This window comes from Halomonas sp. CKK8, assembly GCF_029625235.1.
Taxonomy (GTDB): Bacteria; Pseudomonadota; Gammaproteobacteria; order Pseudomonadales; family Halomonadaceae; genus Halomonas; species Halomonas ventosae.
The window spans coordinates 1,233,493-1,248,463 of sequence record NZ_CP121193.1; the positions used below are offsets into that span (position 1 = coordinate 1,233,493).

14 protein-coding genes and 1 riboswitch are annotated in these 14,971 nt (G+C 68.6%); of the genes, 11 read left to right on the forward strand and 3 right to left on the reverse strand.

Features of this window, described 5'->3' with window-relative positions:
• Positions 1-2 precede the first annotated feature (2 nt).
• The 6 genes from P8934_RS05830 to P8934_RS05855 all read left to right on the forward strand — a co-directional run bounded on the left by P8934_RS05830 (position 3) and on the right by P8934_RS05855 (position 5,114).
• Complete coding sequence (locus P8934_RS05830) at positions 3-884, forward strand: NAD(+) kinase (protein ID WP_106229054.1); 882 nt, start codon at positions 3-5, stop codon at positions 882-884.
• 19 nt (positions 885-903) lie between these two features.
• Positions 904-1,902, forward strand: coding sequence for a metallophosphoesterase (locus P8934_RS05835; RefSeq protein WP_278033348.1), 999 nt, complete (start codon positions 904-906; stop codon positions 1,900-1,902).
• A gap of 178 nt (positions 1,903-2,080) precedes the next feature.
• Positions 2,081-2,932, forward strand: a complete 852-nt coding sequence (locus P8934_RS05840) for a rhomboid family intramembrane serine protease (RefSeq protein ID WP_278033349.1) — start codon at positions 2,081-2,083, stop codon at positions 2,930-2,932.
• 11 nt (positions 2,933-2,943) lie between these two features.
• A complete protein-coding gene (locus tag P8934_RS05845) occupies positions 2,944-3,228 on the forward strand; it encodes a DUF1315 family protein (RefSeq protein WP_133636146.1) in 285 nt (94 codons plus the stop codon).
• Complete coding sequence (locus tag P8934_RS05850) at positions 3,212-4,063, forward strand: DUF2797 domain-containing protein (protein WP_278033350.1); 852 nt, start codon at positions 3,212-3,214, stop codon at positions 4,061-4,063. The genes P8934_RS05845 and P8934_RS05850 overlap by 17 nt, the downstream gene beginning before the upstream one ends.
• 52 nt (positions 4,064-4,115) lie before the next feature.
• Entirely contained in the window at positions 4,116-5,114 is a 999-nt protein-coding gene (locus P8934_RS05855) for a zinc-dependent alcohol dehydrogenase family protein (RefSeq protein WP_278033351.1), read from the forward strand.
• Positions 5,115-5,193: 79 nt separating this feature from the next.
• On the opposite strand, the gene P8934_RS05860 is transcribed toward P8934_RS05855, so the two are convergent.
• The 3 genes from P8934_RS05860 to P8934_RS05870 form a co-directional block, all read right to left on the reverse strand.
• Positions 5,194-5,574 (reverse strand): hypothetical protein, encoded by a 381-nt coding sequence (locus P8934_RS05860; protein ID WP_278033352.1) that lies wholly within the window; start codon positions 5,572-5,574, stop codon positions 5,194-5,196.
• Between the two features lie 9 nt (positions 5,575-5,583).
• Positions 5,584-6,915 (reverse strand): sulfite oxidase, encoded by a 1,332-nt coding sequence (locus tag P8934_RS05865; RefSeq protein WP_278033353.1) that lies wholly within the window; start codon positions 6,913-6,915, stop codon positions 5,584-5,586.
• Positions 6,916-7,068: 153 nt separating this feature from the next.
• Positions 7,069-8,157 carry a PA0069 family radical SAM protein gene (locus tag P8934_RS05870; RefSeq protein WP_278033354.1) on the reverse strand — a complete coding sequence of 363 codons (1,089 nt, stop codon included), beginning with the start codon at positions 8,155-8,157 and terminating at the stop codon, positions 7,069-7,071.
• A gap of 130 nt (positions 8,158-8,287) precedes the next feature.
• Positions 8,288-8,509, forward strand: a riboswitch (cobalamin riboswitch).
• A gap of 130 nt (positions 8,510-8,639) precedes the next feature.
• On the opposite strand from P8934_RS05870, the gene P8934_RS05875 reads away from it, so the two are divergent.
• The 5 genes from P8934_RS05875 (at position 8,640) to P8934_RS05895 (ending at position 14,957) form a co-directional block, all read left to right on the forward strand.
• Positions 8,640-10,511 carry a TonB-dependent receptor gene (locus P8934_RS05875; protein WP_278033355.1) on the forward strand — a complete coding sequence of 624 codons (1,872 nt, stop codon included), beginning with the start codon at positions 8,640-8,642 and terminating at the stop codon, positions 10,509-10,511.
• Positions 10,512-10,560: 49 nt separating this feature from the next.
• Positions 10,561-11,418: a cobalamin-binding protein gene (locus tag P8934_RS05880; RefSeq protein ID WP_278034001.1), complete on the forward strand. Its 858-nt coding sequence runs from the start codon at positions 10,561-10,563 to the stop codon at positions 11,416-11,418.
• A gap of 49 nt (positions 11,419-11,467) precedes the next feature.
• Positions 11,468-12,415, forward strand: a complete 948-nt coding sequence (locus P8934_RS05885) for an iron ABC transporter permease (protein ID WP_278034002.1) — start codon at positions 11,468-11,470, stop codon at positions 12,413-12,415.
• Complete coding sequence (locus P8934_RS05890; RefSeq protein ID WP_278033356.1) at positions 12,415-13,182, forward strand: ABC transporter ATP-binding protein; 768 nt, start codon at positions 12,415-12,417, stop codon at positions 13,180-13,182. Before P8934_RS05885 ends, P8934_RS05890 begins: the two co-directional genes overlap by 1 nt.
• A gap of 359 nt (positions 13,183-13,541) precedes the next feature.
• A complete protein-coding gene (locus P8934_RS05895; RefSeq protein WP_278033357.1) occupies positions 13,542-14,957 on the forward strand; it encodes a xanthine/uracil/vitamin C permease in 1,416 nt (471 codons plus the stop codon).
• Positions 14,958-14,971 lie beyond the last annotated feature (14 nt).

A 14,971-nucleotide genomic window follows, 5' to 3' on the forward strand; every position in this document is an offset into this window, starting at 1 on the left:
GCATGCCAACCTTCAAGAACATCGGTCTGATCGGTCGCCTGGGCAGCGCCAAGGTGGTCGACACCCTCAAGCGCCTGATCCGCTTCCTCGACGACGGTGGCTACCATGTCATCATCGAGGACAGGACCGCCACCGTGCTACTCGACCATGGCCATCCCGAGGCCAGTCGCCGCCTGCTCGGCGAGCTCTGCGACCTGGTGATCGTGGTCGGTGGTGATGGCAGCCTGCTCGGCGCCGCCCGGACCCTCTGCCACAGCGGCACCCTGGTGCTGGGCGTCAATCGCGGGCGCCTGGGCTTTCTCACCGACATCTCGCCCGACGAGATCGAGGCGCGGGTCGGCGAGGTGCTCGAGGGCCGCTTTGAGCTCGAGGAGCGCTTCCTGCTGGATGCCGAGCTCTACCGGGGCGACGTTCAGGTCGGCAACGGCGATGCCCTGAACGAGGTCGTGCTGCATCCCGGCAAGGCGGTGCGCATGATCGAGTTCGAGCTCTTCATCGACGACCAGTTCGTCTACAGCCAGCGCAGCGACGGCCTGATCATCGCCACGCCCACCGGCTCCACCGCCTATGCGCTCTCCGGCGGCGGGCCGATCATGCACCCCAAGCTCGATGTGATCACCCTGGTGCCGATGTTCCCGCACACCCTGTCGAGCCGCCCCATCGCCATCGATGCCGCCAGCGAGATCCGCATCCATATCGGCGAGACCAACCAGACCTATCCGCATATCAGCTGCGACGGCCAGACCCGTGCGGTGGCCAAGCCCGACGATGTGCTGGTGATCCGCCGCAAGCCCCGGCGGGTGCAGCTGGTCCATCCGCTGGGCCACAACTTCTACGAGGTCCTGCGCAGCAAGCTGGGCTGGAGCAATCGCCTGGGGGACTGAAGTGAGGAGCGACGTGAGCATGCAAGGCGGCCTCGAGGGCTACGACCTGATCGGCGATGTCCACGGCTGCGGGGCGACCCTGGGCTCACTGCTCGAGCGTCTCGGCTACCACCGGCGTGGCGGCGTCTATCGCCATCCGCGCCGCAAGGTGATCTTCCTCGGCGACCTGATCGACCGGGGGCCGCGCATCCGCCTGGCGGTCAGCATCGCCCGGCGGATGGTGGAGGAGGGCGAGGCCCACATCGTCATGGGCAACCACGAGTACAATGCCCTGGCCTACTGCCATCGCGCCCCCGAGGGCCTGGGTCGCGAGTGGCTGCGCGAGCACACGCCGCGCCACAATCGCATCATCAAGGAGACCCTGGAGCAGTACCGCGACCATCCCCAGGAGTGGGAGGAGGCGCTGGCCTGGTTCCTGGAGATCCCGCTCTGCCTGGAGCTCGATGGCCTGCGGGTGGTGCATGCCTGCTGGGACCAGCCACTCGTGGATGCGCTGCGCCGCGAGCATCCCGACGGCCGCATCGATGAGGCCTTCCTGGCCGCCTCTGTCATGCCGGGAACCCTGGAATTCCGCATCCTCGACCGCCTGACGCGGGGCACCCACCTGCCCCTGCCGGAGGGGGTGGAGATCCAGTCGGGTGACGGCTTCACCCGGCGCAGCTTCCGTGCCCACTTCTGGGCCCGGCAGCCGCAGACCTGGGGCGACGTCATCTTCCAGCCGGACAACCTGCCCGATGATCTGGAGCGTCGCGAGCTCTCCGCCGAGGAGCGCGCCCGATTGAGCTACTATGGGCCCGAGCAGCCCCCGCTGTTCATCGGCCACTACTGGTGCGAGGGGATCCCGGCGCTGCCCGCCGCCAACGTCGCCTGCCTGGATTACAGCGCTGTCAAGTTCGGCCGCCTGGTGGCCTACCGCTGGAGCGGAGAGCCGCGACTCGATGCCAACCACTTCGTGTGGATCCGCGTGCCTCGCGAGGAAGAAGCCCGACCGCAGCCCTGGGAGATCGATTTCGATTGATACAATTCGTTACAAGAAAGTCGTGTCATCGCGCTGAACTCTCGCCCATGCACGCCATCAGAGTAGGTGTTCCCTTGAATGATCCCTTGCTCTTGTCCGGCGGCCCCCTCCGCCGGACTTTTTCTTTGCGTGGCCTGCACGCGCCGTCATGCCGGGCTCGTCACCTGCTGGAGAGGCCATGTACCGGGTAATCCTGCTGCCCCACGATGTCGATACCCGCGAGCTGCGGCGCGCCCTGTGGGCCCATCGCATCGGCCACCGCGTCACCGAGGAGAGCGAGGGGCAGGTGCTGTGGCTGGTCGACCCCGAGCAGCATGACGCCATGCTCAGGCTGCTCGAGCGCTGGCGGCAGGGGGAGCCGCTGATGCCCGAGCGGGCCCCGGCCGCGAGGCGCTCGACCGGCGAGCTGCTCGGCCCCTTTCGCCAGGTACCGGTGACCTCCCTCGCGCTGGCACTGTGCCTGGGGGTCTTCGCCGCCATGGGAGTGCTCGGCGACCGCGTGGTCGCGGCGCTGACCATCGTGCCGGTGGTCGTGGCCAATGGCGGCCTGGCCTTCGGCAACCTCGGCGAGGCGCTCGCCTCGGGGCAGGTATGGCGGCTGCTGTCACCGGCCTTCCTGCACTTCGGCTGGATGCACCTGATCTTCAACATGCTGTGGCTCTGGTACTTTGGCCGCCAGGTGGAGGCGCTGCAGGGCAGCACCCGGATGCTGACGCTGCTGCTCGTCGCCGGCATCGGCGCCAACCTGGCCCAGTACGCCACCGGCACCGTGCTGTTCGGTGGCATGTCCGGCGTCGACTTCGCGCTGCTTGGCTATGTCTGGCTGATGTCGCGGCGCGCACCGCGCAGCGGCTTCTTCGTGCCCCAGATGCTGGTGGTCTTCATGCTCGGCTGGCTGGTCTTCGCGATGACCGACATGGCGGCCATGGTGGGGTTCGGCAACGTGGCCAACGAGGCGCACCTGGGCGGGCTGGTCGTGGGCCTGGCGCTGGGCTGGTATCATTCCGGGCGTGCCCGCCGTCAATCCTGAGAGAACCCGTCATGAGCGAGATGTCCTTCGATCGCATGATCCAGCAGATGACCCCGTCCATCTATGAGAGCCTCAAGCGCGCCGTGTCACTGCGCAAGTGGCCGGATGGGCGGATGCTGACGGCCGAGCAGACCGAGCTGTGCCTCGAGGCAGTGATGCGCTACGAGGTGGAGAACCAGGTGCCCGAGGAGCAGCGGGTCGGCTACCTGCAGCGACGCACCTGCGGCAGCGCCAGCAGCGGCACCGACGTGCCCCCCGAACGGGCCGGCCTGGCCCGGGATGCCAGCCGTGACTGAGTCGATCGAGGCCGCCACGGCGCTGCAGGGTTGCCTGAGCAAGATGGCCGTCGAGCCGGGCTCGCCGGCCCGCTACCTGCTGCGGGCCGGCGAGGCCCGTCTCGACCTCAACGCCTGCCTGGGCAAGCCCTTCCGGCTGGAGTGGACCGGCGCCATCGCCTGCACCCACTGTGGCCGGGCCACCCGGAAGAGCTTCGCCCAGGGCCATTGTTACCCGTGCTTCAAGCGGCTCGCCCAGTGCGATACCTGCATCATGAAGCCGGAGCTCTGCCACTTCTTCGAAGGGACCTGCCGCGAGCCCGACTGGGCCGAGCGCCACTGCTTCCAGCCCCACGTGGTCTACCTGGCCAATGCCTCCGGCCTGAAGGTGGGCATCACCCGCTCAAGCCAGATGCCGACCCGCTGGCTCGACCAGGGCGCCGTGCAGGCCCTGCCGATCCTGGAGGTGGATACCCGCCAGCAGTCGGGCTTCGTCGAGGTGCTGTTCAAGGAGGAGGTCTCCGACCGTACCAACTGGCGGGCCATGCTCAAGGGCGACACCCTGGCCCTTGACCTGGTGGCCGAGCGGGACCGCCTGCTGGCGCGCCTGGACGCCGGCCTGGCCAACCTGCGCGAACGCTTCGGGGCCGACGCCATCCGTCTCCTCGACGAGGCACCGCTGAGCTTCGACTATCCGGTGCTGGAATTTCCCGCCAAGGTGGTCTCCCACAACCTGGACAAGCATCGCGTGGTGGCCGGCACCCTGCTCGGCATCAAGGGCCAGTACCTGATGCTCGACAGCGGCGTGATCAACCTGCGCAAGTTTACCGGGTACGAGGTCAAGGTCGCCGCCTGAGACCTGGGCTATCCTGCAGCAGCGACTGTGTGCACCAGCAGGAGGAAAGCCGATGAGCGATTCCATGCGCGCCATGCGCCTGCACGCCCCGGGCAGGCCACTCGAACTGGAGCGAGTCCCGCGCCCCGCGCCCGGGCCCGGTGAGGTCGAGGTGCGCGTGCTGGCCTGCGGGGTCTGCCGCACCGACCTTCACGTGCTCGATGGTGAGCTCACCGAGCCCCGCCTGCCGCTGATCCCGGGCCACGAGATCGTCGGCGAAGTGACGGCGCTGGGGGAGGGCGTCCAGGCGCCGGCCCCGGGCACGCGGGTCGGGGTGCCCTGGCTGGGCTGGACCTGCGGCGAGTGTGAGCCCTGCCGGGCCGGCCGCGAGAACCTCTGCGAACGGGCCGAGTTCACCGGCTACACCCGCGACGGCGGCTACGCGGAGTACTGCGTGGCCGATTCCCGCTACTGCTTTCCGCTGGATGTCGAGGACGCCCAGGCCGCTGCCCCGCTGCTGTGTGCCGGCCTGATCGGCTATCGCACCTGGCGGCTGGCCGGTGGCGAAACGAACCGGCGGCTCGGCATCTATGGCTTCGGTGCCGCGGCGCATATCCTGGCCCAGTTGGCGGTGGCTCGCGGCCAGCGGGTCTTTGCCTTTACCCGCCCCGGCGACGACGAGGCCCAGGCTTTCGCCCGTCGCCTCGGCGCCGTCTGGGCCGGCGGCAGCGACGAGGCCCCGCCCGAGCGCCTGGACGCTGCGCTGCTCTTCGCCCCGGTGGGCGAGCTCATCCCCACCGCGCTTGCCGCGGTGCGCCCCGGCGGGGCGGTGGTCTCCGGGGGCATCCACATGTCCGACATCCCTTCCTTTCCCTACCGCCTGCTCTGGGAGGAGCGCCGTCTGAGCTCGGTGGCCAACCTCACCCGCCGCGATGGCGAGGAGTTCCTGGCCCTCGCGCCCGAGGTGCCGATCCGCACCGAGACCCGGGCCTATCCGCTGGAGCAGGCCAACCAGGCGCTGGACGACCTGCGCGAGGGGCGACTCTCCGGCGCCGCGGTGCTGGTTTCCTGAGCCCTTCTCCGGGCTGTGATCTCCGAACGAGAACAGGCCCCTCGCGAGGGGCCTGTGGTGACAACAGCAACGTCGAAGATCAGCCGGAACCGGCGACCGTGGGATAGGGGTTGTCCGGCATCAGCGTGCGCGGAAGGGGCGGGCGTCGTGCGCCCTCCTTGGGGCCGTAGTGCTCGGCGAGATAGTCGAGGATGGTCGCCTCGGTCTCGGCCTGGAACTCCCAAAGTCCCTGGGTATCCTGCATCCAGCGTATCAGGTACTGCCAGTGGTTGCGGGAGCCGCTGTTCTGGGTGACCAGCTTGGCCGAATGGCAGGTGGTGCAGTTGTTGCGCACTGTCTCCCAGCCCTCGGCCTTGATCAGGCCGGTGTCCGGGTCCGTCTCCTGGGCCCCCGCCGCCAGGGGAAGACACAGCAGGGCCACTCCCAGCGTCGGCATGGCGAATGCGTGTAAAGGCTTCATGGTGACCTCCTAGGCCACCTGGACCGCGATGCGGTGACAGGCGTTGTTCAGGTAACCCTTGGGGTTCCAGCCCGGGACGACCATGGGTTGAGCGCGGCCCTCCTCGTCGGTGGCCTTGGCCCAGACCTCGTAGTAGCCGGGCTCGGGGAACTCCACCGTGGTGGTCCAGCGCTGCCAGGCCAGGCGATTGGGCGGGTCCTTCAGCTCGGCCTTCTGCCAGGTGGCACCGAAGTCGATGGAGACGTGCATCTCCTTCACGGCCAGGTCGCCGGCCCAGGCATGGCCGCGAACCTCCATGGCCTCGCCGAGGGCATGGTCGATGCCGGATTTCGGGAAGGTGACCAGCGACTTCACCGGCATCGACTGGATGGTGACGAAGTCCTCCTCGGGCACGTTGCTGCCCGGCGCCACCGGGTGCTTGGGCACGCTGTAGGAGGGGGCGCCCATCTTGGTGCCGTCATGCTTCTGGTTGCGGATCACGATGCGCTGCAGCCACTTGCCGGACACCGACCCCGGCCAGCCCCCACACACCACGCGCAGCGGGTGGCCATTGAGGTAGGGGATGTCCTCGCCGTTCATCGCCCAGGCGATCAGCGACTCGTCCTCCAGGGCCTTCTCCATGGGCACGCCACGGGAGATCGGGTCCTTGTTGGGATCGCCGCTGGCATGGGCATCGGCCCCGTAATAGCCGATGTAGACGGCGTCGTCCTTGATCCCGCAGGCCTCCAGCACGTCGCGCAGTCGCACGCCGGTGAAGGTCGGGCAGGCTACCGCGCCGGTGGTCCACTGGTTGCCGCTGGCCGAGGGAACGTACTCGCTGCGGCCATTGCCGCCGCACTCCACCTGGAGCTGATAGGTGTGGTGCTCGAAGCGCTCCTTGAGGTCGGCGATCGAGAAGCTCTGGGGGTTCTCGCAGGACTCCCCGGCGACCTCCAGCTGCCAGGCATCGACGTCGATCTCCTCCATCGCCGGCGGTATGCCGTTGTTGCGCACGAACATGACCTTGCCGGGGGTGACGTCGTCGTCCAGCAGGTGCGGGGGGGTCTCGGCGTTGATGGGCCGGTCGTTGAGGACGGTCAGCCCCTCCTTGCCCTCCAGGGTGAAGGGTTCGTCGCTCTGGGCCAGCGCCGCGGGGATGAGCCCGCCCGGCATGCGGTCGGCGAAGGGGATGGAGCCCCCCACGGCGGCGGCCATGGCGAGCAGGCTGGAGCGCTTCAGGAAGCCGCGTCGGGTGACGGGGTCGACCTCGCGGCCCCAGAGCTTGCGATCCGCGGTCTCGGGATCCTCGGCATAGAGCTCATGGATGCCGCGTGTCCTGGTATCGGGGGGTTGTCGTGTCATGGCGGGACTCCTGGCGGCCTCTGGCATGCGGGGGCGGGGCGTCCTGTGCGCATGCCGGGCCGGTGTTGTGATTGTCTTGTGGGGAGTGCTCCATCACTCCAGGCCTTACGATATTCCAGCATAGCAGCGAATCGCAGCGTGCAAGCCGGGCCCTCAATCGAAGAGATCCCCCTGGGCGCGGGGCGGCCGGAAGGCCGAGGTGTCCAGCTCCTGGCTGGCCACGGCGTCCGGATCATTCAAGCCGACGCGGCGGCAGGCCTTGTGGAAGCGCTGCGCCAGGAGTTCCGCAAACACCCCTTCGCCCCGCATGCGCTTGCCGAAACGCGAGTCGTAGTCCGCACCACCCCGACACTGGCGGATGAGGCTCATCACCTTGCCGGCCCGTTCGGGGTAGTGCTCCGAAAGCCAGGCCTCGAACAGCGGGGCGACCTCGCGGGGCAGGCGCAGCAGCATCCAGCCGGCGGTGGTGGCCCCGGCGTCGGCGGCGGCCTCGAGCAGGCGCTCGAGCTCATGGTCGGTCAGCCCGGGAATCACCGGCGACACCAGGGCACCCACCGGGATGCCGGCCTCGGCCAGGGTGCCGATCACTCTCAGCCTCGCCGACGGGGAGGCGGCCCGCGGCTCCAGGGTTCGCTTCAGCTCGCTATCGAGGCTGGTGAGGCTGACCATCACCCGCACCAGGCGCTGCCTGGCCAGGTCCTGCAGCAGATCGAGGTCGCGCAGGATCAGCCCGCCTTTGGTCACCAGGGTCACCGGATGGCGGCACTCGAGCAGCAGCGCCAGGATGGCGCGGGTCGTGGCGTAGCGGGCCTCCAGGGGCTGGTAGGCATCGGTGTTGCCGGCGAGATTGATGGGGCGGCACTGGTAGCCAGGCCGGCACAGCTCGTCCCGCAGGCGTTCCACCAGCCCGGTCCGGGCGATCAGCTTCGTCTCGAAGTCGAGCCCCGGGGAGAGGTCCCAGTAGGCGTGGCTGGGGCGCGCATAGCAGTAGATACAGCCATGCTCGCAACCACGATAGGGGTTGATCGAGCGGTCGAAGGGCAGGTCGGGGGAGCTGTTCCAGGCCAGGGCGCTGCGAGTGTTCTCCTCGCGCACCTCGGTGGCCAGGCTCGTCGGCGCCTCCTCCTGCCACCAGCCGTCGTCGACCGGCTCGCTGGTGGTCGGGGCGAAGCGGTTGTGGGGGGCAAAGGTGGCGCCGCGGCCCTTGCGCGCCACGCCATCGCGGTTCGGCTGATGGACCATCGGGGAGACCTTTTGCTGTATGAATAAACAGTATAAGGGCCCGGCAGTGGTCTGTCAGCCCATCGGTAGATCGGCTGCGCCAGGTCAATCCGCGCGAGGGTGCGCGTTGACGCTTCATCGGGGGGTTGCTAGCTTACGCGCACTCTCAGGTGCTGGTGGATGCGTCTGCCAGTGAAACGGGAAGTCGGTGATCCCATTCCGACGCTGCCCCCGCAACGGTGATCGAGGAGAGAACGGCCATCACGCCACTGTGCTGCGGCACGGGAAGGCGGTCGTTCCGGACGTCGGGCCTGCTTCATGCCCGGCCCCCCACTCGTCAGCCCGGAGACCGGCCCGAGAGTTCATGCCGAGTTGCGGTGGGCGACCTCGAGGCAGGGCCGGCGTCGCTTTTCCGTTCGTCCTTCTTCCTCGACCCCTTGCCGCCTCGGCGCTCAATACGCCATCACGCCGTGCGGGTGAGCACGGTGAGCAAGGGACACACCATGAAAACCATAAACCACGCCGCCCAGGGCCTGGCCGTCTTTGGCCTTGCCGCGCTTCCGCTGGCCGTCCACGCCCAGGCGAACACCACCGACCAGGCGTCCCCAACCGTCGAGCTCAATCCGATGGTCGTGACCGCCGCCCTGGCGCCCCGCACCGCCGACCAGAGCCTCGCCTCCGTCACCGTGATCGACGAGGCTGCCCTGCGTCGCCAGGATCCCGCCAGCATCACCGATGTGCTGCGTGGCCAGCCCGGGGTGGATGTCACCACCCAAGGCAGTTTCGGCAAGCAGAGCAGCGTCTTCATTCGCGGGACGGGCAGCAATGCCAATGTGCTGCTGATCGACGGGATCCGGCTGCGCTCGGCGACCACGGGGGCGGCCTCCTGGGAGTTCCTGGATCCGCGCATGTTCGAGCGCGCCGAGATCGTGCGCGGGCCCCGCGGCAGTCTCTACGGCGCCGACGCGGTGGGTGGCGTGGTCCAGTTGTTCACGCCGGAAGGGGAAGAGGGCGGTCCCCAGCCGCGCATCTCGGTTGGTGGTGGCTCCTTCGAGACTCAACGCTACTCCGCCAGTCTCTCCGGCGCCGAGGACGGCACCCGCTACCATTTTGCCGCCAGCCGTTTCGATACCGAGGGCGCACCGGTGCGCCGTGATGGGGACGACAAGGGGTATGACAACACCACCGGCCTGGTACGACTTTCCCACACCTTCGACAGCGGGGCCGAGATCGGCATGCTGGCGCTGCGGTCAAGGGGGAGCACGGAATTCGACGCGTCCGGGCCGGCTGAGGATGATTTCGTGCAGCAGGTGGCAGGCATCTATACCGAGTTGCCACTCACCGAGAGATGGACGAGCCGGCTCACCCTCAGCGAGGCGCGTGACGAGCGTGATACGCTAGCACCGACCTACAGTTCCCTCTTCGAGACCCGGACCCGTACCGCCCAGTGGAAGAACACCCTGGCCCTCGGCCAGCATGAAGTGGTGGTCGGTGCCGAGTACAGCGAAGATGATCTCGGCGACAGCCAGACGTCCGGGCTCGCCTTCAACAAGGAGAGCCGCGACAACCGGGCGGTGTTCGCCCAGGGGCTGCTGGACTTCCAGCCGCTTACCACCCAGCTCAGCCTTCGCCATGACGACAACCAGGCGTTCGGTGAGGAACTGACCGGCAGCCTGGCACTGGGCTATGAGCTGGATGCCCGTCACAGCCTGCGTGCCAGCTTCGGAACGGCCTTTCGTGCCCCGACCTTCAACGAGCTTTACTTCCCCTTCGTCGGCTCGAGCAACCCGGACCTGGAAGCCGAAACCTCCGAGACGGTCGAACTGGGCATGCGCGGGCAGTACGACGCCTGGTTCTGGGATCTCACCGCCTACCGGACCGAGGTGGAGGACCTGATTGCCCTGGATGCCAGCTTCCGCCCTGTCAACGTCAATGAGGCGAGGATTCGTGGCGCCGAGCTCACCGTCGGTGCCGAGTTTGACGGCTGGACGCTGGCGACGGCGCTGACTTATACCGACCCCGAAGACCGCGATACCGGCAACCGGCTGGCGCGCCGTGCCACCCAGGGCCTGCGTCTCGATATCGATCGCGAACTGGGGGAGTGGTCGCTGGGCGCGTCCTGGATCGCCCAGAACCATCGCTACAACGACAGCGCCAACGAGCAGCGGTTGCCCGGCTATGGCATCGTCAACCTGCGGGCCGGCTGGGAGTTTGCGCCGATGTGGTCGCTGCGCGCCACCGTGGAGAACCTGACGGACAAGGAGTATGCCATCGCCCAGGGTGCTGACTTCGACCTTGCCACCTTCGAGAGCATCCCCTTCGACTACATCAACGCCGGCCGAGCTGGCTTTGTCAGTGTCCACTTTGGTCCCTAGGGAGTCGCCAGTGACTCACCGTCTGCCCGGCATGGCCGGGCTCTTGCTCATGCTGCTGACCGGCCTCATCGGGCCGGCCGCTGCCGATCAGGTCTGCGCCATCGACGATACCGACCGCGAGGTCTGCCTGGCGGACCCGGCCGAGCGGATCATCGCGCTCTCTCCCGGTGCCACCGAGCTGCTCTTTGCCGCCGGGGCAGGGGAGCGGTTGGTGGCGGCGGTGGATCACAGCGACCATCCACCCGAGGCCAAGGTGCTGCCCTCGGTGGGCAGCCATGACCGCCTGGACCTGGAGCGCCTGGTGGCCCTGCAGCCGGACCTGGTGATCGGCTGGGTCACCGGCAATCCCGTCGCGCAGGTGGAGCGCCTCGAGCGGCTGGGGGTGCCGGTGTTCCGGATCGAGCCACGGGCGTTCGAGGGCATCGCCACGGCCCTGGAGCGGCTGGCGCGGCTGGCCGACAGCGAGGCTCAGGGGCGCCTGGCCGCCAAGCGCTTTCGCCAGGGGCTGGCCGAGCTGGCGGCACGCCATGCCGACGCGCCACCGGTGACGGTGTTCTACCAGGTGTGGGATTCGCCGCTGATGACCGTCAACGACGAGCACCTGATCGGCAAGGTGGTGACGCTCTGCGGGGGCGTGAATGTCTTCGGCGGTCTCGCGCGGCTGGTGCCGCGCATCGATGAGGAGGCCCTGCTGGCGGCCGACCCCGAGGTGATCCTCGCCGGTGGGCGAGGGGAGGAGAACCGCAGTTGGCTCGAAGACTGGCAGCGCTTTCCCGAGCTGACCGCGGTGGCTCGCGACAACCTCTTCTTCGTGCCCCCGTCGCTGCTCCAGCGCCCCACGCCGCGCCTGCTCGAGGGCAGCCGGCTCCTCTGCGAGCGGCTTGAGGTGGCCCGTGGGCGGCGCTAGCCCGCGCGCTGCCCAGGGGCACCTGACCCTGGGCCACCTGGCGTTGACCCTGGGGGGGCTGGCCGCGGTGGCCCTGGCGGCCCTGGTTTTCGCCGTCGCCCTGGGCAGCGCCACGGTGCCCCTGTCGGATGGCCTCGCCGTCTTGGTGGGCGGGGGCGACGCCCTGTCACGCACCCTGATCCTGGAGCTGCGCCTGCCGCGAGCCCTGGCCGCCTTCGCCACCGGTGGCCTGCTGGCGGTGGCCGGTGCGCTGATGCAGGTGCTGCTGCGCAACCCGCTGGCGGACCCCTATGTGCTGGGACTTTCCGGCGGTGCGGCGGTGGGTGCCCTGCTGGCGATGCTGGCGGGGCTGGGCAGCGCCCTGATCTCGGGATCGGCCTTTGCCGGCGCCCTGACGGCGACCCTGCTGGTGTTCGGCCTGGCCCATGGGACCGGCAGCTGGACCCCCTCGCGGCTGCTGCTCACCGGGGTGGTCGTGGCCTCAGGCTGGGGAGCGGTGATCACCCTGATCCTGTCGCTCACCCCGTCCCGCCAGCTGCCGGGGATGCTCTACTGGCTGATGGGCGACCTGGCCCATGCGCGGGGCCCCGGCGTCGCGCTGGGCCTGCTGGGGTTGGTCTGCCTGCTGGTGGTGCCGCTCGGGCGAAGCCTCAACGTGCTGGCCCGGGGCGGGCTGCAGGCGGCGGCCCTGGGCGTGGCGGTCCGACGGCTGGAGTGGTTGATCTACCTGCTGGCGAGCCTGGTGACCGCCGTCGCCGTGACCACGGCCGGAAGCATCGGTTTCGTGGGGCTGGTGGTGCCGCACCTGCTGCGCCTGGCGCTGGGCAACGACCAGCGGCTGATCCTTCCCGCCTGTGCCCTGGCCGGCGGCACCCTGCTGGTGCTGGCCGATACCCTGGCGCGGACGATCATCGCCCCCGAGCAGCTGCCGGTGGGGGTGATCACCGCCCTGCTCGGCGTGCCGACCTTCCTCTACCTGCTGCATCGGAGCCGCTGATGAGTCGCCTGGAGACCCGCGGGCTGGTCATCGACGTGCCGGGCCGCAAGGGTGGGGACCCCCTGGACCTCGCCGTGCTGCCGGGCCAGGTGTGGGGCGTGCTGGGACCCAATGGCGCGGGCAAGACCACCCTGCTGCATACCCTGGCCGGCCTGCGCTCGCCGCGCGCCGGCGGGATCGAGGTGGATGGCGTGCCCTTGACGCGCCTGCGCCGTCGCCGTTTGGCCCAGTGCCTGGGGCTGGTCTTCCAGGAACATCACGATGGCTTTCCTGCCACGGTGGAGGAGACCGCCCTGATCGGCCGCCATCCCTGGCTTTCGCCGTGGCAGATGGAAACCGCCGAGGACCTGGCGCTGGCTCATCGCGCCCTGGCGCGACTCGGCCTGGCCGAGCTGGGTGGTCGCCAGGTGGCTACCCTCTCCGGTGGCGAGCGCCAGCGGTTGGCGATCGCCACCCTGCTGGCACAGGATCCGGGCATCTGGCTCGCCGACGAGCCCACCAATCATCTGGACCTGCACCACCAGGTGGCGGTGATGCGCCTGCTGGCCGGGCAGTCGGCCGGCGGCCGCGCCGTGATGCTGTGCCTGCATGACCTGAACCTGGCCGCTCGCTGGTGCGATCACCTGCTGCTGCTCTACCCGAGCGGCGAAGCCTGCTGGGGCCCGGCGGAGAGCATGCTGGTCCCCGCCGCCCTCGAGCGCCTCTATGGCCAGCGCCTGGCCAGTGCCGAGGTGGAAGGCGCGAGGGTGTTCGTCGCCGTGCCCTGAGCCTTGCACTTTGGTCGTGCCCGCCGCACGGCGCTGGCATCCACCCTGTCGGTTTTCCTGCCGCTCGGGCACGGGTTGCCTTCTCGTCACCCATGGATGACGTTGACGTAAACGTCGTCAATCTCCCCGGGAAAGTGTCGACAACATTCCGGAGCTCGATCGGCTCCATGGCGTCATCTTGCTTGGTGGGCGGCGGCTGAAGTGATGATTGTCGACACCAAGTGACGCTCACGCCGCCCATCGTTCGATAGAAGGTCGAATGTCCTCTCTTGCTGCACCTGCGTAAAACGGCCATGGCCAACAACAACAATGTTCGACGAGGACCGCTCATGCCCAATCCGACACGATGAGGAACCGACGTGCTGCTCAAACGCGAATACGGTGAAGAACATCCCTACTGGCCCCTCGGCCCCTTCAAGCTGCGCCTGCCGTTCATCCACTTCCGCTGGGAGGTCCCCGAGACCGTCCAGGCGCTGGTGATGTTCGTCATCGCCATGGGCATGATCCCGCTGCTCGAGCAGTACCTGGGGGTGCCCTACGAGGTAGCGCTGGCCTTCGTGGTGGTCTGCGGCATCGGTTTCATCCTGCCACCCCTGCTCGGCGTGCCTTTCATTGCCGGCTGGATCACCCCCGCGATCCCGGTGGTACTGCTGTTCCTGAGTGACTTCACGCCCGGCCCCGAGGCGATCCGCGCCATGGTGGCCCTGCAGCTGATGGTGACGGCCATCTTCCTGTTCATGGCGGTGACCCGGCTGGGCTCGAAACTGGTCAACAACATTCCCGACTCGATCAAGGCCGGCATCCTGCTGGGGGCGGGCATCGCCGCGATCAGCGGCGAGATCAGCGCCGGCGGACGCCTCTACAACACGCCGATCTCGCTGGGCATCGGCGGCCTGGTGACCCTCTACGTGCTCTTCTCGCTGTCGTTTCGCGACCTCGCCGAAAGGCATCGCTGGGCGCGCAACATCGCCGCCTACGGCATGGTGCCGGGCATGCTGGTGACCATGGCCATCGGCTGGGGCGTGGGCGAGTACCCGCTGCCCGAGATCGAGTGGGGCATGGCGATTCCCGACTTCGCCGGTATCTGGGGCTACCTGCCCTTCGCGGTCGGGCTGCCGGGCCTGGAGCTGCTGCTGACCGCGATCCCCACGGCGGTCATCGCCTATATCATCGCCTTCGGTGACATCATCGTCGGCCAGAGCCTGATCAAGCGGGTCGACCACCTGCGGCCCGACGAGAAGATCGAGGTCAATGTCGATCGCGTTCACCTGATCACCGGCCTGCGCAACCTGATGCACGCCTTCCTCGCCCCCTATCCGGGGCTGGCCGGCCCGCTGTTCACCGGTGCCATGGCGACCATCGCCGAGCGCTATCGCTACGGGCGCAAGGCCATGGATACCATCTACTCCGGCGCCTCGGTGTTCTGGATCGTCGGCTTCCTGGCGCTGTTCATGCTGCCGCTGATCACCCTGTTCCGGCCGGTGCTGCCCATCGCCCTGTCGATCACCCTGCTGATCACCGGCTACCTGTGCATCGCCGTGGCGGTGGAGCAGATCCGCAATGCGACCGCCATGGGCGTGGCCGGCATCATGGGGGTAGTGCTGGCGACCCACGGTGCCGCCTGGGGGCTGGGTGTCGGCCTGGTGCTCTATTTCATGGTCGAGCACCGGTCGCGTCGGGCGCGCGTTGCCGAACCCGAGGAGCCGATCGCCGTGGAAGACGACATGGCGGTAGAAACGGACGATGGCCTCGAGCCGGAGCCCGTCACGCGCTGATCGTGCACACGCGT

Bases quoted from the DNA above. Each gene is read 5' to 3' on its own strand.
- P8934_RS05830 (WP_106229054.1), top strand. From the start codon at position 3: ATGCCAACCTTCAAGAACATCGGTCTGATCGGTCGCCTGGGCAGCGCC.
- P8934_RS05835 (WP_278033348.1), top strand. From the start codon at position 904: ATGCAAGGCGGCCTCGAGGGCTACGACCTGATCGGCGATGTCCACGGC.
- P8934_RS05840 (WP_278033349.1), top strand. From the start codon at position 2,081: ATGTACCGGGTAATCCTGCTGCCCCACGATGTCGATACCCGCGAGCTG.
- P8934_RS05845 (WP_133636146.1), top strand. From the start codon at position 2,944: ATGAGCGAGATGTCCTTCGATCGCATGATCCAGCAGATGACCCCGTCC.
- P8934_RS05850 (WP_278033350.1), top strand. From the start codon at position 3,212: ATGCCAGCCGTGACTGAGTCGATCGAGGCCGCCACGGCGCTGCAGGGT.
- P8934_RS05855 (WP_278033351.1), top strand. From the start codon at position 4,116: ATGAGCGATTCCATGCGCGCCATGCGCCTGCACGCCCCGGGCAGGCCA.
- P8934_RS05860 (WP_278033352.1), bottom strand. From the start codon at position 5,574: ATGAAGCCTTTACACGCATTCGCCATGCCGACGCTGGGAGTGGCCCTG.
- P8934_RS05865 (WP_278033353.1), bottom strand. From the start codon at position 6,915: ATGACACGACAACCCCCCGATACCAGGACACGCGGCATCCATGAGCTC.
- P8934_RS05870 (WP_278033354.1), bottom strand. From the start codon at position 8,157: ATGGTCCATCAGCCGAACCGCGATGGCGTGGCGCGCAAGGGCCGCGGC.
- P8934_RS05875 (WP_278033355.1), top strand. From the start codon at position 8,640: ATGAAAACCATAAACCACGCCGCCCAGGGCCTGGCCGTCTTTGGCCTT.
- P8934_RS05880 (WP_278034001.1), top strand. From the start codon at position 10,561: ATGCTGCTGACCGGCCTCATCGGGCCGGCCGCTGCCGATCAGGTCTGC.
- P8934_RS05890 (WP_278033356.1), top strand. From the start codon at position 12,415: ATGAGTCGCCTGGAGACCCGCGGGCTGGTCATCGACGTGCCGGGCCGC.